The 21,477-nt window shown below is 65.3% G+C and carries 24 protein-coding genes; 21 read left to right on the top strand and 3 right to left on the bottom strand.

Annotated features, from left to right (window positions below; all coding sequences use genetic code 11):
- Nucleotides 1–195 precede the first annotated feature (195 nt).
- The 5 genes from H0A72_RS22470 (at nt 196) to H0A72_RS00235 (ending at nt 5,617) form a co-directional block, all read left to right on the top strand.
- Complete coding sequence (locus H0A72_RS22470) at nt 196–342, top strand: hypothetical protein (RefSeq protein WP_425502556.1); 147 nt, start codon at nt 196–198, stop codon at nt 340–342.
- 703 nt (nt 343–1,045) lie between these two features.
- Nucleotides 1,046–1,876 (top strand): DUF932 domain-containing protein, encoded by an 831-nt coding sequence (locus H0A72_RS00250; RefSeq protein ID WP_180152754.1) that lies wholly within the window; start codon nt 1,046–1,048, stop codon nt 1,874–1,876.
- 80 nt (nt 1,877–1,956) lie between these two features.
- Nucleotides 1,957–4,008, top strand: a complete 2,052-nt coding sequence (locus H0A72_RS00245; protein ID WP_033476306.1) for a ParB/RepB/Spo0J family partition protein — start codon at nt 1,957–1,959, stop codon at nt 4,006–4,008.
- A gap of 62 nt (nt 4,009–4,070) precedes the next feature.
- The gene (locus H0A72_RS00240) at nt 4,071–4,280 is read left to right on the top strand and encodes a hypothetical protein (RefSeq protein ID WP_033476338.1); all 210 of its coding nucleotides are present in this window, start codon (nt 4,071–4,073) and stop codon (nt 4,278–4,280) included.
- A gap of 1,022 nt (nt 4,281–5,302) precedes the next feature.
- Nucleotides 5,303–5,617 (top strand): DUF736 domain-containing protein, encoded by a 315-nt coding sequence (locus tag H0A72_RS00235; RefSeq protein ID WP_023121644.1) that lies wholly within the window; start codon nt 5,303–5,305, stop codon nt 5,615–5,617.
- 63 nt (nt 5,618–5,680) lie between these two features.
- Here H0A72_RS00235 and H0A72_RS00230 read toward each other — a convergent pair whose 3' ends face one another.
- Entirely contained in the window at nt 5,681–5,986 is a 306-nt protein-coding gene (locus H0A72_RS00230; protein WP_033476307.1) for a helix-turn-helix domain-containing protein, read from the bottom strand.
- Between the two features lie 243 nt (nt 5,987–6,229).
- Between H0A72_RS00230 and H0A72_RS00225 the strand changes: the two genes are divergently transcribed.
- From H0A72_RS00225 to H0A72_RS00185, 9 genes are all read left to right on the top strand, one after another.
- Nucleotides 6,230–6,580: a DUF2958 domain-containing protein gene (locus H0A72_RS00225; RefSeq protein WP_033476308.1), complete on the top strand. Its 351-nt coding sequence runs from the start codon at nt 6,230–6,232 to the stop codon at nt 6,578–6,580.
- A gap of 310 nt (nt 6,581–6,890) precedes the next feature.
- The gene (locus H0A72_RS00220) at nt 6,891–7,664 is read left to right on the top strand and encodes a DUF7011 domain-containing protein (protein ID WP_033476309.1); all 774 of its coding nucleotides are present in this window, start codon (nt 6,891–6,893) and stop codon (nt 7,662–7,664) included.
- Between the two features lie 83 nt (nt 7,665–7,747).
- Complete coding sequence (locus H0A72_RS00215; RefSeq protein WP_003107109.1) at nt 7,748–8,029, top strand: helix-turn-helix transcriptional regulator; 282 nt, start codon at nt 7,748–7,750, stop codon at nt 8,027–8,029.
- A 26-nt stretch (nt 8,030–8,055) separates the two neighbouring features.
- Nucleotides 8,056–8,913, top strand: coding sequence for a replication initiator protein A (locus tag H0A72_RS00210; RefSeq protein WP_033476310.1), 858 nt, complete (start codon nt 8,056–8,058; stop codon nt 8,911–8,913).
- 253 nt (nt 8,914–9,166) lie between these two features.
- Complete coding sequence (gene parA, locus H0A72_RS00205; protein ID WP_033476311.1) at nt 9,167–9,805, top strand: ParA family partition ATPase; 639 nt, start codon at nt 9,167–9,169, stop codon at nt 9,803–9,805.
- Nucleotides 9,802–10,086 (top strand): hypothetical protein, encoded by a 285-nt coding sequence (locus tag H0A72_RS00200; RefSeq protein ID WP_033476312.1) that lies wholly within the window; start codon nt 9,802–9,804, stop codon nt 10,084–10,086. Before parA ends, H0A72_RS00200 begins: the two co-directional genes overlap by 4 nt.
- Nucleotides 10,083–10,616, top strand: a complete 534-nt coding sequence (locus H0A72_RS00195; protein WP_033476313.1) for a DUF2840 domain-containing protein — start codon at nt 10,083–10,085, stop codon at nt 10,614–10,616. The genes H0A72_RS00200 and H0A72_RS00195 overlap by 4 nt, the downstream gene beginning before the upstream one ends.
- Nucleotides 10,613–11,212, top strand: coding sequence for a S26 family signal peptidase (locus H0A72_RS00190; protein WP_033476314.1), 600 nt, complete (start codon nt 10,613–10,615; stop codon nt 11,210–11,212). Before H0A72_RS00195 ends, H0A72_RS00190 begins: the two co-directional genes overlap by 4 nt.
- Before the next feature lie 448 nt (nt 11,213–11,660).
- The gene (locus H0A72_RS00185; RefSeq protein WP_033476315.1) at nt 11,661–13,655 is read left to right on the top strand and encodes a relaxase/mobilization nuclease domain-containing protein; all 1,995 of its coding nucleotides are present in this window, start codon (nt 11,661–11,663) and stop codon (nt 13,653–13,655) included.
- Here the strand turns inward: H0A72_RS00185 and H0A72_RS00180 are convergent.
- Entirely contained in the window at nt 13,644–14,096 is a 453-nt protein-coding gene (locus H0A72_RS00180; protein ID WP_213896505.1) for a MarR family winged helix-turn-helix transcriptional regulator, read from the bottom strand. The two genes, H0A72_RS00185 and H0A72_RS00180, sit on opposite strands and share 12 nt — an antisense overlap.
- On the bottom strand, nt 14,093–14,773 hold the full coding sequence (locus tag H0A72_RS00175) for a TetR/AcrR family transcriptional regulator (protein ID WP_227003069.1): 681 nt from the start codon (nt 14,771–14,773) through the stop codon (nt 14,093–14,095). Before H0A72_RS00175 ends, H0A72_RS00180 begins: the two co-directional genes overlap by 4 nt.
- A 199-nt stretch (nt 14,774–14,972) precedes the next feature.
- Between H0A72_RS00175 and H0A72_RS00170 the strand changes: the two genes are divergently transcribed.
- From H0A72_RS00170 to H0A72_RS00140, 7 genes are all read left to right on the top strand, one after another.
- Nucleotides 14,973–16,508, top strand: a complete 1,536-nt coding sequence (locus H0A72_RS00170; protein WP_033476317.1) for an efflux transporter outer membrane subunit — start codon at nt 14,973–14,975, stop codon at nt 16,506–16,508.
- On the top strand, nt 16,505–18,076 hold the full coding sequence (locus tag H0A72_RS00165; protein ID WP_033476318.1) for an MFS transporter: 1,572 nt from the start codon (nt 16,505–16,507) through the stop codon (nt 18,074–18,076). Before H0A72_RS00170 ends, H0A72_RS00165 begins: the two co-directional genes overlap by 4 nt.
- Before the next feature lie 7 nt (nt 18,077–18,083).
- Nucleotides 18,084–19,136: an HlyD family secretion protein gene (locus H0A72_RS00160; protein ID WP_033476319.1), complete on the top strand. Its 1,053-nt coding sequence runs from the start codon at nt 18,084–18,086 to the stop codon at nt 19,134–19,136.
- A 113-nt stretch (nt 19,137–19,249) separates the two neighbouring features.
- Complete coding sequence (locus H0A72_RS00155; protein WP_080709091.1) at nt 19,250–19,636, top strand: DUF4148 domain-containing protein; 387 nt, start codon at nt 19,250–19,252, stop codon at nt 19,634–19,636.
- Between the two features lie 147 nt (nt 19,637–19,783).
- The gene (locus tag H0A72_RS00150) at nt 19,784–20,095 is read left to right on the top strand and encodes a DUF3861 domain-containing protein (protein ID WP_080709092.1); all 312 of its coding nucleotides are present in this window, start codon (nt 19,784–19,786) and stop codon (nt 20,093–20,095) included.
- A 36-nt stretch (nt 20,096–20,131) separates the two neighbouring features.
- The gene (locus tag H0A72_RS00145; protein ID WP_033476321.1) at nt 20,132–21,076 is read left to right on the top strand and encodes a LysR substrate-binding domain-containing protein; all 945 of its coding nucleotides are present in this window, start codon (nt 20,132–20,134) and stop codon (nt 21,074–21,076) included.
- On the top strand, nt 21,073–21,351 hold the full coding sequence (locus H0A72_RS00140) for an EexN family lipoprotein (protein ID WP_033476322.1): 279 nt from the start codon (nt 21,073–21,075) through the stop codon (nt 21,349–21,351). The genes H0A72_RS00145 and H0A72_RS00140 overlap by 4 nt, the downstream gene beginning before the upstream one ends.
- Nucleotides 21,352–21,477: the final 126 nt, after the last annotated feature.

The following is a 21,477-nucleotide window of genomic DNA, read 5'->3' as shown; positions in this document are numbered from 1 at the left end:
CGGCCCTGGGAGCGCCGCAAGGCGCTCCTTGTGCTTTCTCAACCTTTGCAGGAGATCCATGCCATGAGTAGCCATCACGACTAGATCATCGAAATCACGGCGCAGCACGATGCGCTCAAACCGTTCGCGCCGGAGAACGGGCAGCCGCTGTGCTTCAAGATCGGCGACGCGGTGATCTACACCAACGAGTTTGGTGTGCAGTTCTGGCGCCGCGTCACCGGGTTCTACCAGCCCACCGAGCCTTCGGGGTTGTATGCGCGTGGTAGGCGCTACTACCTGAACTCGACTTCGCCGTGGATGCCGGTTGCGGAATCCAGCCTGTGTCCTGACGACTCGGCGTGATGCCTTCGCGCCCCTGACGGGGCGCTGCGCTTGCCTCCAGGGGAAAGCCCTGCGGGCCACCCCCGCCGCGCGATGCTTAGCGCCCCTCAAAGACCGCCGAACCGGCTACGCGGGATCGGCCAGACCGAAGCAATCACCGGCACAACTGGCTCTGCTTCCCGATGCTTGGCGAATGAGCTTGTGCATCGAGCTTTGAAATCCGGGCGTCCCCGGCCAAGAAACATGGCCGGTCGCGCTGTCGTGCTGCGCATCGAACCCCCTGCGGGGTTTCGCCCCTGACGGGCTTCCATCGTTCCCTCGCTCCGCTCGGCTGACGCCTCCGGCCCGGCTTCCAGCTTCGGGCCTGCGCGCTTCGCTTGCCGTGCGGTTCGGCACACAGGGAAGGCCGTTGCCTTGTCGAGCCGTCTCCCCTGACTTCATCACCTTGTCCGCGACTGTAGCCCGCGCCCGTGCGCCGTCAAGGCGCGCAGGGCCGTGTCCTCGGCTTCGCCTGCGGGCCGCACCAACCCTGCGCTTGCCTCCTTGACGGCACCCGTTCGCGTGCTCCTGACCGTCGCGGGCGATGAACTCAGGAAAGACGGTGGCAACAGGGCCAACCGGGTTCCTCGTGCCGACCGCACCGAACAACCGAAAGGCTGGGCTCCGAATCTAGGAATCCGGTGTGCGGTTTGAACAGCAAACCCTTTTCGTCAGGAGAAAGACCATGCAACTCGCATCCCGTTTCGCTTCCCATTCCCCAGCACTGCGCAGCGACTACCCGCTGTCCGATGACCAGATTCGCAGGGTGGCCCCGTCCATCTTCGCGGATGCCCCGCATGAGAGCCGTTCCGAGCGGTACAGCTACATCCCCACCGCCACGGTGCTGACCGAGCTTCGCAAGGAGGGGTTTCAACCCTTTATGGTGACGCAGACCCGCGTGCGCGATGAAGGCCGCCGCGAGCACACCAAGCACATGATCCGCCTGCGCCACGCCAGCCAGATCAACGGCGCGGAAGCCAATGAAATCGTGCTGCTGAACTCGCACGATGGCACGAGCAGCTATCAGATGCTCGCCGGAATGTTCCGGTTCGTTTGCAGCAATGGCCTTGTGTGCGGCGACACCGTGGCCGATGTGCGCGTGCCCCACAAAGGCGACGTGGCCGGTTCCGTCATCGAAGGCGCTTTCGAGGTGTTGAGCGGCTTCGAGCGCGTGAAGGAATCCCGCGACCTGATGCGCGGCATCACGCTGGACGATGGCGAAGCCGAAGTATTTGCCCGCGCCGCGCTGGCCCTCAAGTACGACCCCACCGACAACAAGCCCGCGCCCATCACCGAATCGCAAATCCTGATGCCGCGCCGGTTCGATGACCGCCGCCCGGACTTGTGGAGCGTGTTCAACCGCACGCAAGAAAACCTGACCAAAGGCGGATTGCATGGCCGCAGCGCCAACGGACGCCGCCAACGTACCCGCCCCGTGCAGGGCATTGATTCCGATGTGCGCCTCAATCGCGCCCTCTGGATGCTGGCCGATGGCCTGCGCCAGTTGAAAGCCTGAATCCCCACGCGGCAGGGGCAGGCAGCAGCCCTTGCCGCATCCCTCTCTGCTGCATCCCTGAATCGTTAGGAGTTATCACCATGAACGCCGTAGCCCAAACCGAAGCCCGCGCCATCGAAACCGTCGCACCGCTGGAAATGGCCGACCCGTCCAAGAATCTGATCTTGGTTTCCCTCTCGCAGTTGCTGCCGCGCCGCTCCAAGCGCAACGCCCGCAAGATGCCGCGCCTGTCCATCCCCGAACTGGCCGCGAGCATCGCCCGTATCGGCCTGCTGCAAAACCTGATCGTGATCGCATCCGCCAATGGCGAGCATTACGAGGTGGTGGCCGGTGATCGCCGCTTGACCGCCTTGAAGCTGCTGGCGAAGAAGCACCGCATCCCCGCCGACTACGAAGTGCCGTGCCTGCTGGTGGCCGATGGCAGCGCCCGCACCGTCAGCCTCGCGGAAAACCTGATGCGCGAACAGATGCACCCCGCCGACCAGTTCGAGGCGTTCGCTGCGCTGGTCAAGGAAGGCCGACCCATCGAGGACATTGCCGCCGACTTCGGCGTGTCCCCGCTGGTGGTGCAACGGCGCTTGAAGCTGGCCCACATCGCGCCGCGCTTGATGGCCGACTACCGCGCCGGAACCGTCACGCTGGAACAGTTGATGGCCCTGACCATCACCGACGACCACGCCGCGCAGGAAGCCGCGTTCTATGGTGCGCCGGAATGGCAGCGCGGCCCATCCGCGCTGCGCGCACGCCTCACCGAGCGCGAAATCGACGCCACGCACGCGCTGGTGCGCTTCGTCGGGCTGGACACCTACCGGCAGGCAGGCGGCGGCATCCGCCGCGACCTGTTCGCCGAAGGCGATGCCGGAACCTACCTCACCGACGCCGCAGTGCTGGAAACGCTGGTGCGCGAGAAGCTGGCAACGCTGGCCGAGGACGTGCGCGCCGAGGGCTGGGCATGGGTGGAGGCCGTGCCGCATCTGGCCTACGAGGAACGGCAGGCGTTCCAGAACGCCCCGCGCCATCGCCGCGAGCCGACCGCCCGCGAGGCCCGCCGCATCGCCTCGCTGGAAAACCGCCTCGAAAAGATCGACGCCGAACTGGAAGAAGCCTGCGACGCCGAGGACGAGGTCAAGGCCGAGAAGCTGGAACAGCGGCGCGATCAGGTGGTCGGGGAACTGCAAGACGCGGAGGACGCCTTACAAGGCTATGCGCCCGAGGTGCGCGAGGTGGCCGGTGCCATCGTCACCATCGACCGCAACGGCGAGGCCGTCATTCATCGCGGCCTGCTGCGCGAGGCCGAGGCCAAGGCACTGCGCACGCTGGAAAAGCTGCGGCGCGGTTTCGGCAACGCGGAAGGCGAAGCCGACAACGACGAAGGCCACGACGCCGACGACGCGCCCAAGGCCGCGAGCCTGTCCGACCGGCTGGCGCAGCGGTTGAGCGCCCACCGCACGGCGGCGCTGCAAATCGAAGTGGCACGGCATCCGCAAGCGGCGCTGGCCGCGCTGGTGCATGGCATGGTGCAGAAGGTTTTGCAGCCCGACGCCTACGGCGACGACCTGCCGCTCGGCGTGCGCCTCAGCGTGCAAGACCGGCTGGAAGGCATGGCCCCGGATTGGCCGGAATCGTCCGCCGCCGTGGCGCTGCGCGAACTGCAACAGGTGGCAGGTGCTGGCTTGCCGCAGGACAGCGCCGAACTGTTCGCCGCACTGCTGGCGAAGTCGCAAGACGAACTGGTCAAGCTGCTGGCCGTGTGCGTGGCTTCCACGGTGGACGTGGTGACGCCCCGCGCCACGCCGCACCAGCCCGGCGCGGAACTGGCGCGGGCCGTGGGCCTCGACATGGCCGCGTGGTGGCAGCCCACCGCCGAGGGGTATTTCCGGCATGTACCGAAGGCCGCGATTCTGGAAGCCGTGGAGCAGTTCGCCCCGACGCAAACCGCCCGGCTGGCGAAGTTGAAGAAGGCCGACATTGCCAGCGAAGCGGAACGGCTGGCCGATGGCACGGGCTGGATGCCCGCCATCTTCAAGGCCGAAACGCCGGAAGCCACGCAGGCAGAACCGCAGGAGCAGGACGACGCCCCGGAGGATGCCGAGGCAATGGCGGATGAACCCGCCGAGGCGCTGGCCGCTTGACTCGCGCCGAAGGCAAGCGCCCCGGCCTCGACCGGGGCGCTTCGCTGGAAGGAGAACACCCCATGACCCGCACGACCACCAGCCGCCCACGCATGGCGGCGATCTACGCCCCCGGCGCGGTACGCGCCCGCCGCTGGCACGGCGACGGCGACGTGCGCGGCTACCGCCCGCCCTCGGGCTGGTCAGCCCGCGCCGACCTAACCGACATTCACCCCATCACGGGCCGCGCCTTGCCGCGTGCCGTGTGGTGGCTCATCGAGACGAAGGAATAACCCGAACAGCACCGCGCCCAGGCCGTTCCGTCCTGGGCGCGGTGAAACGCAAATCCGGGCGCGGCAGTGGCCGCGCCCGGTGTTCAAGGCCAACAGCCGCACCAGAACGTCGCCGCCTTCGCACTGGCTCAGGCGGCGGCGTTGATGCAGCCGGGTATCTGGCCCGGCAACGTCATGCGCGCAATGCGTGGCAACGGCGTCAGTTTCGAGTGTGCCGCGTGCATGGCCCTCAGCTTGGAAATGGCCTGGGCGTGTCGGTGCGATGCGCCGCCGGGCTTTCGGGCTTCGCCCCGTGCCGTCTTTGCCGTCACGGCCATTCGGCTTCAATCCCTCACCCCTTCGCGCCTGCGGCGCTGCGCGCTGCGCTTGCATCCAGGGGAAAGCCCTGCGGCCTATCCCCGCCGCGCACAGCTTGGCACCACTTGATGCAGCCGAACCGGCTGCGCCGGATCGGCCCGGCCAGCGCCCCGCCGCAATAGACGGCGCGCTGGCGAACACGCTGGCGCTTGCTGCGGCAGGTTGTGCAAATGCGTGCCGCCCTCAACGCTGGCGGTTCCTGCCTGTCACGTCACGAAGGACGGTTCACGGACAACCCGCCCGGCATCGCTATGGAGCTTCCACGCCACGCCTCAAGACCGGCACCGCAAGGTGCGGCAGGGGCGTTCTCTCCTGTCGTCGGGTGGTTGACCTGGCCCGCGTCAGCGGGCGAGCCGGAGCAGCCTTCATGCGGGGATGCCGAGCCGGCCCCATCTCCTTTCGGAGCGGTTCGGCCCAAGGCGTCCTTGTCTCGTTGTGAATCCTGGCGGGGGCGCAGCTGCGCCTCGGGCTTCATGACTGCAAGCGTCCGGCGAAAACAATTTCCCCGCCGCTGCGCGGCTTCCTCGCGCAGCAAACTCTTTTCACCTTCCGGTTCTCCACTGCGTTTCGACCGCAAGCGGTGCAGCCAGCCCGTCCCCCGCCGACCGGATCACAACAAGGACGCGATGGGCGCGAACCTTGTTCAACCGAAAGGAGAAAACATCATGGCCAACATCGGCACCTTCACCGCAGACAAAGACGGCTTCACCGGCACGCTTCGCACCCTGACGCTCAATGTCAAGGTCAAGCTGGTTCCCAACGACAAGGGCAGCAGCGAGAACGCTCCCGACTTCCGGCTCCAGGCCGCCGGTCACGACATCGGCGCGGCATGGAACAAGAAAAGCGAGGCCGGGCGGGATTACAAGTCCGTGAGCATTGACGATCCTTCGTTCCCGGCGCCAGTCTATGCCCGCCTGATCGAAGGCGAGGACGGCACGCACGACCTGATCTGGTCGCGCAGCAAGCCCCAGGCGGCGTGACCGCCGCAGCGCCCCGCCCATCGCGGCGGGGCGCTGTGCTGCTGATCGCAGCACATCACCGCATCACGCACGCGGCTTCGCCGCGTCGCGTTCGCTCAACACCGCCTCTAGCTCCTGGCGCACCTGCGCCAGCAGCTCGTCGGCCTTGCTCGGGCTGTTGCCCGCATAGGCCAGCGTCAGCAGCGTGAGCGGGTGGATCTCCATCACCTCGCACAACTCCGCCAGCTTGTGGAAGGTCGGGCTTTTCAGATCGCGTTCGAGGGTACTCATATAGGTGCGGCTGGACACGTCAGAGAAGGCTTCCTGGCTCAAGCCACGCGCCTTTCTGATCGTCTTTAACGCCTTTGCCAATGAATACCCAGCCGCCACCTATGGTTTCCCTTCAAAAACCAAGATGACAGCCCATTGCGCCCTATAGGACTACAATCTATAGTGTTCATTTGGTGTTGTTCTCCGTTTTCGTGCCTTTACGGAAATCCGCATCGGCGGGTTCCAGTAAAGCCACGGAACCGCATCCGTGCTTGCGCACGAAGGCGCAAATCCGGTTTGGCGGTTCTGCGCTTCGCCGTGAAACCGTGTTCGTGCAACATTGGATTTGTGGGATTGCCGACCATGCCCCAGCCACTCACCACCGCCCCGGAGCGCGCGCAACTGCTCGCCAACGGCGAGGCCCGTGCCGCTGGCCGGGCCATCGACCCGGTGCCCGTGGTGCGGCTGTTCACGCCGGACGCGCATGTGACCTGGCTGCTGGCCGCGCTCGACCCCGCCGACGGCGACACCGCCTGGGGCCTCATTGACTTGGGGTTAGGGATGCCGGCACAAGGCACCGTCAAACTGTCCGACCTGGCATCCATCGTCGGGCCGCTCAAGCGGCCCGTACTGCGTGACCTCTATTTCCGGCCCAAGCGCACGCTGTCGGAATACACCCGCTTGGCCGAGCAGGACGGGGCCATCCCGGACTGAACCCCGCGCACTGTGACTATTTCAGTCTGGTGTCATACCGGGCAAGTCTCAATCGGGATTCTTGCGGCATAGCCGCGCCAGTCTGATCCAAATAGACATGATGCCCCGCGCGGGCTGCGGCAGGCTGGACGGTACGGCGTCCCACGGCCGGGGCGCTGCTGCCCCGCCATTGAGACGACTACCGCAACGCATCGGAGCCAATCGGTCTTGACAGCCCCATCCATCTTTTTAACCCATGACGTTCTGACGATACCGATGTAGCGCGTAGTTCTTCCGTGGCGGCCCGTCCTGTTCGCAGGGAGGTTGCGTCATGGTCGATCGCAGCGCCGAGCCTTGGTATCCGACTGCCGCGTACCTGTACGCGCTGCACTTGGACGACCTTGCGCTCGCCTGGGAATACCTGCGCAGGCACCCCGACTACCGGCTCGACTGGCTGCGCCGTCATCGCCGGCCGCAGGCGGCACAGGACGCGGCACATCGCTGGGGCTTGCGCCTTCTGGAAGACCCGGTGCTGGATGCGCGCGACGCGCATCCAGCCTGGCTGCCCGGCCACGCTGCCGTGGTGCAGCTCTATCCCGACGCCGACCCGCCGCTCGATGCGGCGGTCTTTGCCTTCTGGCACATCCCTGGGCACAAGCAACTGCTGCATGACGGTAAAGGGCTGGCGCTGATCGCGCGCAGCCCTGGCCGATGCGCGCGCTTCGCGCTGGCGCCTGGCCTGGAGGACGGCATGGCTGTCGCCTATGCCCACCGCGGCGGCGCTACTGCGCTTGCACGCGGGTATGTGCCCAGCTCAGACCTGGCCGATGCCAAGCCCCGGCCGACACTCGCCGCGCTGCTGGAACTGCACACCTTGCAGGCGCTCGACGCAGCCCTGGCGGGCGCGTCCTTGCGCGAAATCGCCGAAGGGCTGTTCGGCGCCGATGCCGTGGCGGCCGACTGGCACGCCGACGGTGATCTGCGCGCCCGCGTGCGCCGTCTGGTACGGCGCGGCGATGCGCTGATGCGCGGCGGCTATCGCCGCCTAGCACAGCTTGCGCCGCTTGAGAAGGGACGTTTTGCAGCCGACGCAAAACGTCCCTGATCGAAAACCCCTCGTTTCTTGAGACTGCCTCTATCCGGTCGCGCTGTGTGGCCGGGCGTTTTCAAACGATGGAGGTTCACACCATGCGTCCCGCTCCCTTGCGGCCTGCCGCCACTGTCTCGACCGCTGCCGCGCAGCCGCAGCGTTACCTCACCAACGACGAAGCCGCCGAGTACCTGCGCCTGTCGCCGCGCACGCTGGAAAAGCAGCGCGTGATCGGCGGCGGCCCACGCTTTCGCAAGTTCGGCCGGCGCGTCATGTACGCCGTGGCCGACCTTGATGCTTGGGCCGCCGACCGCAGCTTCGAGACGACTTCCGATCCCGAGTACGCCGAGCACCACTCGGCGGACAGCCGTGCGCGCTGATCGCTGGCGCGCGTCAGGCCATCGCCATGTCCAGCCCCGCGCTGCCCGTGCGGCAGCGGCCGATGCAAGAGCGCGAACAGCTCGACCTGTTCCGCGCCTTGCCGGGCGACATGGCGCCGCGCGACAGCCAGGACTTGATGGCCTTTCCGTTCTTCTCGCTGGCGAAGTCTCGGCGCGTTGCGCCAATCGACTTCCGGGCCGGCAACGTCACGATCCGCGTGGAGGGCACAGCCGAGCACGGCATCGCCACGATTTGGGACGCGGACGTGCTGATATGGGCAGCCTCGCAGATCGTGGAAGCCCGCGACGCGGGCCTGCGCCCGTCGCGGCTGATGCAGGCCACGCCCTACGAGATCCTGCGTTTCATCGGCCGCGGCACGTCGCTGCGCGACTACCAGCGCCTCAAAGCGGCCCTGGATCGCCTGCAATCGACGACGGTAGCCACATCCATCCGCGAGACGACCGGGCGGCGCCTGCATCGCTTCTCATGGATCAACGAATGGAAGGAACTGGCCGATGCCAGCGGCACGCCGCTGGGCATCGAACTGATCCTGCCGGACTGGTTCTATGCGGGCGTGATCGACGCCGCCCTGGTGCTGACCATCGACCCGGCGTATTTCCGATTGACCGGTGGCATAGAGCGGTGGCTGTACCGCCTGGTGCGCAAGCACGGCGGCAAGCAGGAACACGGCTGGCAGTTCGACTTTCAGCACCTGTACCGCAAATCGGGCAGCGTGGCGCGCTACTACGACTTCGCCGCCGACCTGCGGGCATTGGTCGGGCGGCAGTCCTTGCCCGGCTACCACTTGGGCATCGAGCACGTCTCCGGGCTTTCGTCGCCGCTGCTCACGTTCCGGCCCGTGCCGTCCACGGCACGGGGATAACTGCGGGAGAGCCTGTGGACGGACTCGTGCTATCGGGCAACAGAAGTATCGTGCTATCAGGCAACGAACTATCGTGCTATCAGGCAACAAAATCGGCCGCAAACCCGCGCCAGCACTGGGTTTCCGCGCCCTCTAACTTCCCTAACTTAAATTCTCTAACTTTTAGTAGGGAAACGCCGCTGCGGTGGATAACCGCCGCGCGGCCACCAACGCAGCAGCGACAGCCGGGCTTTCCAGCAAGGAGGGCCAGGCCATGATCGTCGCGCTGCTCAATCAAAAGGGCGGCGTGGGCAAGACCACGCTCGCCACCCACATCGCCGGCGAGCTGGCGATGCGCGGCCAGCACGTCGTGCTGCTGGACGCCGACCCGCAGGGTTCATCGCTGGACTGGACGCAACGCAGAAGCCAGCAGGGCTTGCCACGGCTTTTCAGCGCCGTGGGCCTCGCACGCGAAACGCTGCATCAGGAAGCGCCAGAACTCGCCAGGCGGGCCGATCACGTCGTCATCGACGGGCCGCCGCGCATCGCCGCCTTGGCGCGCTCCGCGCTGCTGGCGGCCGAGCGCGTACTGATCCCGGTGCAACCCAGCCCGTATGACCTGTGGGCCAGCGCCGAGATGGTCGCACTGATCCGCGAGGCGCAAGTCTTTCGGCCTGCGCTGCGCGCGGCCTTCGTCATCAACCGGCGCGTCAGTACCACCGTGATCGGGCGCGAAGCGCGCCAGGCGCTCGCTGACCAGCCACTTCCTGCGCTGCGCGCGGAAGTGCATCAGCGCATCGTGTTCGCCGACAGCGTGGCCGCTGGCCGGCTTGCACGCGAGACGGCGCCGGACAGCGCCGCCGCACGGGAAATCACCGCCCTTGTGGATGAACTGCTGCGGTTGACGACATGACAGCGAAGCCACCACCGAACAGCAAACGTGCGGCAAAGCGCGTCGGCATCGGCGCGCGTCCGCCCGCGAATCCGCACGCCGAGGCGTGGATTCGGCAAGGCGATGCCGATGCGCTGGGCAAGGGCGACCTCTACACGGCCCGCCTCACCCTCGACATCACGCCCGCCATGCGGGCACGCATCAAGGTATCGGCCTTCACGCAAGGCGTGACCGTGGCCGACCTGCTGCGCGGCCTGCTGGAGCGGGAGTTTCCCGAGAACCACAGGGAGAACACACCATGACCGCATCCGCTTCGCCTGCCGCCGTCGCGGCCACGGCTGCGCTGGCTGCGCCTGTCGGCCAGCCCGCCAGCGCGCCGCTGACGCGCGTGGCGCTGGCCTACATCGAGGCCCGTTTCAAGCTCTACCTGCGCTTCGGCGAACCCGCGCGCACGCACCAGCTCGACCGCTGGCGGCGCAGCGCGGTGTTCCTGCCGGGCGCGGTGTTCTGCCGCGTGCGCTGGCAGTCCAACGATTTCGGCACCGTGCGCTGGCAGCTCATGGTGATGCAAGCCTGCACACCGCTGGACGCGGCGCAGCGCATCCCCGGCGTGCAGCCCGGCGCGCGCCTGCTGCTGCACGCCGAGGGCGACGGGCAAGTGCGCGCCGTGCTGGAGCGCATCGACGCCATCGAGGCGCTGGGCATCGCGCCTGTCGCCGTTTCGCCCGCGTACTGGCGCACGCTCGCCAACCGGCTCGCCGCGCGCCTGCCGCTGCCCGAATACACCGCCGAGCGGCACGCCGCCTGGCTGACCGGGAGGGCGCTGCCATGACCGCCGTTTCCACTGGCGGCACCGCGCCGCGTCCTCGCTCGCACGCCCGCTCACGCTTGCGCGCTCGCATCGTGCTCGCGGGCCTCGCCGCCTGCGGCCTCGCTGCGCTGGCCTGGGCGTCCTTCGTGCAGCCGCTGCCGCGCCTGATCTACAACCCGTCCGACAGCGTTCCCGTAGGCTGGTATCGCGTCGATCCGCTGCACCATCGGCCCGGCTCGCTGCCACGTCCGTTGTCCGTGGACAGCATCGTCCTGACCACGCTGCCGCCAGACACCGCCGCGCTGGCCGCGCAGCGCGGCTACCTGCCGGCGCGCGTGCCATTGCTCAAGCGCGTGGGTGCAGTCGCGCCACAGCACGTTTGCGTTTTCGATGCGCTGGTGTGGATCGACGGCGTGCCGGTGGCTGCCGTTCGGCCCGCCGACCGGCTGGGCCGCCCGCTGGCATCCTGGCCGCAGTGTCGGCAGCTTCGGCCTGGTGAACTGTTCCTGCTCAGTGTGACCAATCCGGCGTCGTTCGACAGCCGGTATTTCGGGCCGGTCAGCGCATCCGCCGTGATCGGCGTCGCGCGCCCGATCTGGCTGGAGGCCCGCCCATGATGGCCGCCGACTCGCTGCACGTTGCCGTGCATCTTGTCGTGCCATCGGGCGTGCCGATCCCGTGGCTTTCCGCATGTCGTCGCGCGTGCAGTGCAAGCGCCGATCCTTCGTATCGGGCGCCGCATTTCGCGCTGCATTCCCATGTGCAGGCGTCTTGCCTCGAACGCGCCCGACCTATGGCCGTCGCCGCGTTCGCCGGCGCGCTGGCTGCTCGCGCAGCAGCGCCGCCGGGCCGCCGCTGCCCGGAGCGCCAGCGAGGGGCAAAGGCGGAAGGCAAGACAAAAGGACGCGGCACCGGGCCGCGTCGAAAGCCAGTCTGCACGTGGGGTTGGCGCGGCACGCAGCGGCTTCGCCGCCGTGCCGCGTGGGGCGCGAGGCCCGCGCCAATGCAGGCATGTCCGCGTGCTTCGCACGACAGGACACGCCAGAGCTTGCAGGAAGCGCAGCCATGAGCGGCCGCCGCGACGACGATTTCCGCGTGCGCCCCAGCGCCCCGAAGAACCGGGGCAAGGGCCAGGGGCAGAGCTTCGTTTCCAAGGTGCTCAAGCAGGCGGGCAAGGCCGGCAGCGGCAAGTCCACGGTGCGCCGTCCTGGCGCGACGGGTGGCACCGGCCAGCGGCCCGGATCGCGCTTGGGGCGCGGCCATACGGCGGCGCGCTTTGCCGGGGCGAAGCTGACGCCCATGTCGCGGCGCGTGACCATCAAGACGCTGCTGGTCAATCACCAGCGGGCCAGCTCGCAATCGCTCGCCAAGCACCTGCGCTACATCGAGCGCGACGGCGTGGGCCGCGACGGCGAGCCGGGCCAAGCCTATGGGCCACAGACCGACACCGCCGACCTCGACGCCTTCAAGGAGCACTGCGCCGACGACCGGCACCATTTCCGCTTCATCCTCTCGCCCGAGGATGGCGCGGAGCTGGAAGATCTGCGCACCTACACGCGGCACCTCATGGGCCGCATGGAGGCCGACCTGGGTACCGGCCTCGATTGGGTGGCGGTCAACCACTGGAACACCGACAACCCGCACACGCACATCGTCGTGCGCGGGCGCGACGACACCGGCAAAGACCTCATCATCGCGGGCGACTACATCGCCGATGGCTTCCGGCACCGGGCCTCCGAACTGGCGACCGAATGGCTGGGGCCGCGCACCGAACTGGAGATCCAGCAGACCTTGGGGCGCGAGGTGGAGCAAGAGCGGTGGACGAGCCTGGATCGCACCCTCAAACGTGAGATAGGCGAGGCCGGCGGCGATGGCCTGGTGCATGTCAAACGGCTCAACGAACCCCGGCTGCAACGCCAGCGCCTGCTGCTGATCGGCCGCCTGCAACGCTTGCAGCGCCTGGGCCTGGCCGACGAGACGCAGCCGGGCACCTGGGCCATCCATGCCGATGCGGAAAAGACCCTGCGCGCCCTGGGCGAGCGTGGCGACATCATCCGCACGATGCAGCGGGCCATGCGCGGCGAGCCGCGCGAGCTGGCCGTGTTCGAGCCGGGGGACGATGGCCGAACCATCCTCGGCCGCGTGGCCGCGAAGGGGCTGGCCGACGAGCTGCGCGACCGGGGCTATCTGGTCATCGACGGCGTGGACGGCAAGGCCCATTACGTCGCGCTCAACGCCCACGATGAGCTGGCGAACTACCCGACTGGTGCCGTAGTGGAGGTGAAAGGCTCGGCCGACGTGCGCGCAGCCGACAAGAACATCGCCGCGCTGGCGAGCGATGGCCTGTACCGCACCGACCACCACCTGGCCGTGGCACAGGGCCAGGCCGTCCCCGGACGCGACCCGCAGGAGGTCGTGGCCGCCCATGTCCGCCGGCTGGAGGCCCTGCGCCGTGCCGGCATCGTTGAGCGCGTGGCCGAAGGGCTATGGAAGGTGCCGGGCGACCTGCCCGAGCAGGGCCGCCGCTACGACGCGCAGCGCCTGGGCGGCGTGGCCGTGGAGCTGAAATCGCACCTGCCTATCGAGCGGCAGGCCCGCGTGATCGGGGCCACCTGGCTCGACCAGCAGTTGATCGGCGGTGGCTCGGGCCTGGGCGACCTGGGCTTTGGTGGCGAGGCCAAGCAGGCGATGCAGCAGCGCGCCGACTTTCTCGCCGAACAGGGGCTGGCCGAGCGGCGTGGTCAGCGCGTGATTCTGGCGCGCAACCTGCTGGGCACGCTGCGCAATCGGGAACTGGCGCAAGCCGCGAAGGACATAGCCGCCGATACCGGCCTGGAGCATCGCCCGGTGGCCGACGGCCAGCGTGTGGCTGGCATCTACCGCCGCAGCGTCATGCTCGCCAGCGGGCGCTACGCGATGCTCGATGACGGCATGGGTTTCTCGCTGGTGCCGTGGAAGCCGGTGATCGAGCAGCGGCTGGGGCAGCAGATCGCCGCCACGGTACGCGGTGGCGGGGTGTCGTGGGAGATTGGGCGGCAGCGCGGTCTATCAATCAGTTAGTGCCAACCCATGTATTTCGCTTTGTTTGAACGCCTCCGTCAGTTCCGAGAGTGCGGATTGCCAATGTGGATTCAACTCACGCATCACGTTGATCCCACGTTCAGTCAAGACAATTTCGATAACTCTACGATCTTGCGTGCGATCCACACGCTCCTGTGTCGCTCTTTGAATCATGCCCTTGTTGTCGAGACGGTCCAACAGCCTGGTCACCGAAGCCGAATCGACTGCCAGATTGCGAGCCAAATTGCTGGGCGTAGATGCTGGAGTGACTGACACATGGTGTAGTGCCATCATCTGCACGGCGGTCAAACCAAACGGAGCAGCCATGCGATTCAGCACTTGATTCCTGGCCGTGGAAAGCCGCGTGATGGCTGTAGAAAGCTCCATCACCCGAAGGGCATCGCTTGCTTTCCCCGTTTCGGTTGACCGATTCGGCATCATGATCGGGAACGTTTACTGGTCGCTTCCTCGCCTCGGCCGTAGGCACGCATGAATGTCACCACGGCTGCGTTCGCCCACTGGTCAATCTGCGCCGAGGAAGGCGCGGCATCCGGATGAGTCAGGCACTGAAGCTGAGGCTCGCCCCGAACCAGGTTGATGAACAGATTGGCGGCCGTCTCGCGGCCAATCTCGCCAAGATCGACCTCACCGGATGCCGCCGCATTGGCCAGTTGTTCGGCCACCATCGTCGTCATGACCTGCGGGCCGGCCAGGTAGAACGTCCGTGCCAGCCTAGGGAAGCGCTGCCCTTCGGCGATGACGACGCGGAATAAGGCCAGCCCGCCAGGGGAAAGCACAATGTCCAGATAGGCCTTGGCGAGCATGGTCAACGTCTCCCGCAGCTTTCCGGGGCGGAACTCGATGCCATGCACCGTGTTCGTGAATGACGCACATTCGGCCTCGATCACCGCGGTGAAGAGGGCCTCCTTGTTTGCGTAGTGCGCGTACACCGTGGACTTGGACACCCCAGCCTCGCGCTGGATCATGTCGGTGGTTGCTGCGCTGAACCCATGGGTCAGGAAGACGTTGCGCGCAGCGCGCAGGACGGTGAGAGCCTTGGCGTTCAGCTCGTTGCTGCTCGGCGTCGGGGCGGTCATGGCTTGGTTGGTGCGTGGCATCTGCTTGGCCTGGAAGTTTTGACACGGTGGCTTGATTTCGGTATAGTACCAAACCGCTCGGTACGAATCAACTTAGCCAACCATCTCATGGGTAGCTGCGCTTAGCAGTTACTGAAATCCCCTGTGAGTTGGTGGCCTAAATTTTGTTGTCGTAGTAAACCGAGCGGTTCGGTACTATTCGCATATTGGATGAGCCTTCATGACGTCACAACCGCTGCTCTCACAACTGCTGCGACAAGCAGGCACGGCGCTCTGCACGATCTCCCTGGTCGGCTGCGCGGTTGGTCCTGACTTCGTGAAACCCGACGACAGGCTCGCAGCCGTCCAACTGTCGCCCAGGGCGGACTACACGCAGGCTCAGGAAACATCCGCCGCGAGCTTCCCATCTTCATGGTGGACGTTGTTCAACGATGACGTGCTGGCGGATCTGCAAGTCCGTGCGCAGGCGGGCAACCTGAACCTGCAGATGGCTTCCGAGCGCATCGAGCAAAGCCGGGCGCAGTTGGGGATTGCCTCCTCGCTGCTGCTGCCCAGCGTGGGTGCCTCGGCGGGCTATTCCCGCGAGGCCCTCAGCGAGCACGGCAAGTTTGCCGCGCTGGGCGCACCGACGAGTGCGAGCGACTTCTGGCAGTTGGGGTTCGACGCCAGTTGGGAACTTGACCTATGGGGCCGTGCGCGGCGATCGCGCGAAGGTGCTGCGGCCGCCTTCGAGGCCACGGTGTATGAGCGCGAGGCGGCACGGGTGGCCCTGTCCGCCGAGGTGGCCCGCGCGTATCTCCAGTTGCGCGGTACGCAAGCGCAACTGGACATCACCCGGCAGAACCTGGATGTCGCCGATCGCACCCTCCGCCTTGCCGAAAGCCGTGAGCGCAATGGTGTCGCCACGCGCTTTGAAACCGCCTCGGCGCGCGCGCAACTGGCAACGGTCGAGGCGCTGGTGCCCGAACTGGTCCAGCGCCGCAACACGCTGATGAACGCCTTGGCACTGCTGCTGGGGGAGCAGCCGCGCGCCCTCGATGCGCAGTTGCTTGAAGCGATGCCCCTGCCGTCGCTTCCTTCCAATGTGCCGGTGGGCCTGCCTTCCGAATTGGCGCACAGGCGACCGGACATACAGCGCGCCGAAGCCCAACTGCACGCTGCGACGGCGGCCATCGGCGTCGCCAAAGCCGATTTCTACCCACGAATCGGCCTGAAAGGCAGGGTCGGCGTCGAAGCCTTCGAGTTCAACGACCTCGACAGTTGGGATTCCCGGTTCTTCTCCGTCGGCCCGACGGTCTATCTTCCTATCTTCCAGGGCGGGCGTCTGAAGCAGCGCCTTGCGCTGAACGAGGCACGGCAAAGAACTGCCGCCATCGCCTACCGGCAGACAGTGCTGCAAGCCTGGCATGAAGTGGACAACGCCCTGGACGCCTGGGCTGCCCAGCAGAACCGCCATACTGAACTGCTGGTTTCGTATGAACAGAACAAGCAGGCGCTGCATGCTGCCGAGCGCGGCTATCAGGAAGGTGCTGCCGACTACCTGAATGTCCTGGCCGCGCAGCGTGGCGTTCTTGCCAGCCAGACCAGCCTCAATGCCAGCGCCACCAACGCCGCGCTCACCCTGGTCAATCTCTACAAGTCGCTGGGCGGTGGCTGGGACCCCGACGCACTCACATCCGAGCGGCAGGCCGGCGGCGATGCGCCCCTGACGACCGCCGCATCGTCGGCCATCTCGCAACCCAAGGTTGAGCAATGAGTGCCGCAGCGTTACAGCCGACAGCGGCGCCGCCCGCACCTGCTGCTGCGGCAGCCCCGCCGAAGCGGGCGATTGCCGGGCTGGTCGGCATCCTCATCGCCGCCATGATGGCCGGACTGAACAACCGCGTGGGCGCATTGGCCCTGGCGGACGTGCGCGGCGCGCTGGGTTTCGGTCTGGACGATGCCTCCTGGCTCACCACCGTCTATAGCGCGGGTGAAGTGATCGCCATGCCGTTCTCGGCATGGTTCGCCATCACCCTCTCGGTGCGCCGATTCGAGCTGTGGATGATCGGTGTATGCACCTTGCTGGCGGTGTGCATCCCCTTCATCCATGACCTCGATCTGCTGCTGGCCATGCGCTTCCTGCAAGGCATCGCCAGCGGCACGATGATTCCCGTGCTGATGATGGCGGCATTGAAATTCCTGCCGCCTCACATCCGGCTGCACGGACTGGCGCTGTATGCGCTGACGGCCACCTTCGCGCCGAACCTTTCGATCTGGCTGGCGGGGCAATGGACCGATGGCCTGTTCGATTGGCGCTGGGTGTACTGGCAGATTCTTCCTCTGGCCGCCATTGCTGCCTTGCTGATCGGGTGGGGTCTGCCGAAAGACCCGATCCAGACAGACCGTTTCCCGCAGGCCAACTGGCCCGGTATGGCTTTCGGCGTGCCGGCATTCGCCCTGATTACCGTCGCCTTGGATCAGGGCGTGCGGCTGGACTGGTTCAATTCACCCCTCATCGTCGTCTCGCTGGTGGCTGGGCTGACGCTTCTGGGGGCCTATCTGCTGACGGAGTGGTATCACCCGGCGCCGTTCATCAAGTTGCAGATGCTCAGCCGCCGCAACCTGGCGCTGGGTTTCACCCTGTTCATCTGCCTTCTGGTTGTGCTGACCTCTGGCGTGATGTTGCCGATGACCTTTCTCGGGCCGCTACAGAGCTACCGACCACTTCAGATGGCACCGATCGGTCTGGTCGTCGCGCTGCCTCAACTGATCCTGGGTTCCGTGGTGGCGCTATTCCTGTACCGGAAATGGGTCGATGCCCGATTCGTGTTCGCGGGCGGCCTATTGCTGATCGCCCTGGCGTGCTTCTTTGGCGCACAACTGACTTCTGACTGGAACCGCGACCAGTTCGTGCTGACGCAGACGCTGCAAGCCTTCGGCCAGCCCATGGCTGTCGTCTCGCTGCTGTTCCTGTGTACCAGCGTCGTGCACCCCAGCGAAGGCCCGTATGTGTCGGGAAACATCAACACGCTGCGCGCCCTGGGCTCGGTATTCGGCGGCGCAATGGTCGGGCAGCTCGTGACCGTAAGGCAACGGTTCCACGCGGAAATGCTGCTGGATCACGCCGCGTCCGTAGGCAACTCCGTTCCGCTTGTCCCGGAGCCCGCTCAACTGATGGGAATCATCGGCCAGCAGGCATTGGTGCTGTCGGTCGCGGATGCCTACCGCGTGCTGGGCGTTCTGGCGCTGGTGATGGTCCCCTTCGTATTGCGGCTGACCTACATTCCCGCCCCCGATTTGCAGCCCGCTGCCCCTCATTCCACATCGTCGTCCCAAGGATAGTTCCACCATGGCCATGCCGAAGAAAGCCAAGATCACCAGTGCCCTGCTACTGCTCGCAGTGGCAGTGGGCTGTGTCATTTATCTGAATCGCCCCGAATCCAGCGCATCGACCCAATCCACGGACGACGCCTATGTACAGGCCGACTTCACCCTCGTCGCACCCCAGGTGTCGGGCGTAATCGGCAAGGTGCTGGTCGAAGAAAACCAGCCAGTGAAGGCTGGCGATCTGATCGCCGCGATCGACGATCGGGATTTCATCGTTGCGGTGGATGCGGCAAAGGCGCAAGTCGCTGCCGCCGAGGCCAGCGTCGCGGGGCTTGCCGCACGTGTGGCGCAGCAGGAAACAGCGATACGTCAGGCGCAGGCGGCCGTCGCGGTGGACGACGCAGAACTCAAGCTGGCAGAGGCCAACCAAAAACGCTACCGGAACCTCGCTTCAGACGGATCAGGCTCGATCCAGGCACAGCAGCAGGCCGAGGCGCAGTTGGCCATTCGGCTGGCCAGCCGCGACAAGAACCGCGCGGGCCTGCAAGCGGCGCGACAGCAGACGGACATCCTGAAAGCCGATCTTGAAAAGGCCAAGGCTGCACTTTCCCAGGCGCAGGCGGCGCAAGCCGCTGCGGAGTTGAAGCTCTCCTATACCCAAATCACGGCGCCCATCAACGGCGTGATCGGTCAGAAGTCGGTGCGCGTCGGCGCATTCGTGAATGCCGGCAAGCCATTGGTGGCGGTGATCCCGCTCGACGCGGTTTACATCACGGCCAACTTCCGCGAAACGCAATTGGCGCGTGTGCAGCCAGGGCAATCGGTGGACATCAAGGTGGACGCCTTGCCGGGTGCCGTACTGAAGGGGACCGTGGAAAGCCTGGGGCCCGCCAGTGGCGTCAGCTATTCGGCCGTCGCGCCGCACAACGCTACGGGCAACTTCACCAAGATTGTCCAGCGCCTGCCCGTGCGTATTCGCATCGACCCAGATCAGCCTGACGCCGAGAAATTGCGTGTCGGAATGTCGGTAACTCCAACGATAGAAATAGGGGGTGGTCATATCGCATCTAAATGAATGCCGTAATCATCGAACGAAATATGGAAGATCGACTTGCTATCAGACCCCAACTTTCAGCGAGCCTGAAAGCGAATCGATATTTGTCTGTGCATTTACACGGAGGTTGAATCATGAAAGCACAAACAGCGCTAATCGGTTTTGTCATTCTGGCAAGTTCGTCCCTATGTTGGGCAGGTTCCAGCAACCAAACCACAGGAGGTCAGTCACTAACCCGCGAACAAGTGAGGGCTGAACTGGAGGAGGCACGCCGCCAAGGTCTGCTGATGGAAGGTGATGTTTATCCGGTCGAGATACCGAAAACAGGCCGCAGCAAAACGCGCGCAGAGGTGCTGCAAGAGCTTCAGGAAGCTCGTGAGCAGGGCTTGCTGTATCTCCATGAGGGCGAATATCCGGGCAAATTTCAGCGTGATACGGGTCCGGGGAAAACACGTGCCGAAGTGTTGCGCGAACTTGAGCAAGCGCGCCAAGACGGCACCTATGTTGTGAATGAGCCTTGATGCCGGTGAGGTTGCAACTGTAATTCAAGAAACGGGTGTGCAAGTGCGCACCCGGGTCCGAGGCACCCATGGAGAGCGGAAACCAAGGGTCTGCCATGTCGGCCTATGAAACCCAGCTTCAATTGCTAACAGATGGGACTACATGACATGAAGAGACATCGCTATCGCTTGACCGTGGAGCATATTTCCGATTCCAGAGGTGGCCCTGTTCACAACAAGCCGCTGCAATTTGAAGTCATGAACCACGACGACATCATCGCCGTCGTAACGTGGCTTCGTGAAAGAGGAGATTTCAGCGACAAGGAATCAGCAGCGGCCCTTGGTGTCGGGCTGAAACTGCTTGGAGGCGTCCTGCTAGATAACAAGGACAACCCGCTGTTCTCTTCATTTCTGCCGCACCTATATCAGTTCGTGAAAGAGCTCAAAGCGGGAACAACCGACAGCCAAGGAAATGATTGATTCGGCTTCTTAGCGCGACACGGGGTATGAATCACTATGGAGCTTCGTCACCTTCGATACTTCCTGGCTGTGGCCGAAGAACTCCGTTTTGCTCGTGCAGCGGAGAAGCTACATATTGAGCAATCGCCGCTGTCGCGAGCCATCAAGGAATTGGAAGAAGAACTCGGTGTGTTGTTGTTTGCTCGAACCACGCGCAGCACACGACTAACTCATGCCGGAACACTGTTCTTGGAGCACGTGCGCCGCGTGCTGGCGGCCTTGGAACAAGCACGAGACAGCGTGAAGGCAGCGGCCAACGGCTTTCATGGGCAGTTGCGTGTGGCGCTGTCCGATGGCATCACGCCGTCGCGCCTATCTGCCTTGCTCGCGCTTTGTCGCCAGGAAGAGCCCGAAGTAGAAATCCGCTTCTTCGAAGTGCCGCTATCGCAGCAGATCAAAGGGCTTCATAACGATCTGTACGACGTGGGATTTGCCCAATCCAACGAGGTTGGCGATGGCATCGTCGCCATGCCTGCCTGGAGCGATGCGCTGATGGTGGCGGTGCCTGCCAGGCATCCGCTGCTGGCCCACAAGCGCATTCCATTAGACGAACTGCTGCGCTATCCGCTCGTCTTGTGCGATCCGCAAGTATGCGAAGGCCATGCCAAGCATGTCGAACGGGTGCTGCGCCGTACCGAAATGGAACCTCTGATCGCAGAGCGCGTCGCGTCCTGCGATCTGATGATGGCCTTGGTGTCGGCCGGGTTCGCGCTCGGGCTGGCTGGCGCTGCGCACATTGCCGCCAGCCGTGAGCCAGGTGTCGTGGCCCGACCGCTGGCGTTGCGCGTGCCGCCGTTGACGACCTACTTGCTCCACCTTGACGGCGATCCGTCCGACGAACTGGCGCGGTTCATTGAGCGCGTGCAGACCATCGAATCGCTGGAGCCTCCCAGGCCCATACGAGGTCGCAATCCCGATCAATCGGAGGAACTAACGCCATGAAGAAGATCGTCTCGTTCTTGCTGGTGGCCGCGTTGACTGCCTGCGGCCAGTCTGAAACGCCACAGAAGCCCGCTGATTCCGCAGCCAACATCCCGACGGTGGAAGAACTCGCGGCTAACCCCGAGCGGCTCAAGGAACTGCGCCAGCAGTGCAAGACCGAGCGCCCCAAGCTGGGCGACGTGCTGTGCAACCGGGTGGCCGAGGCCACGCGCAAGCGGTTCTATGGCGACGGCGAAACCCCGTACACACCGCCGAAAGAAGCGCCCAAGTTCTGATTGTTGGCGGTTCGCCGCATCACCTTCATTTTTCTGCCCGACACGCCGCAGCGCGCCCGCGCTTGCGGCGTTTTTCGTTGGCTCGCTACCGCGCTAATTCTTTCTTTTTCCTCGATCTTTCTGCTT

It is taken from the genome of Parapusillimonas granuli (assembly GCF_013416525.1).
In the GTDB taxonomy this organism is placed as follows: domain Bacteria; phylum Pseudomonadota; class Gammaproteobacteria; order Burkholderiales; family Burkholderiaceae_B; genus Parapusillimonas; species Parapusillimonas granuli.
This window is presented reverse-complemented; position numbering and strand designations above follow the sequence as displayed.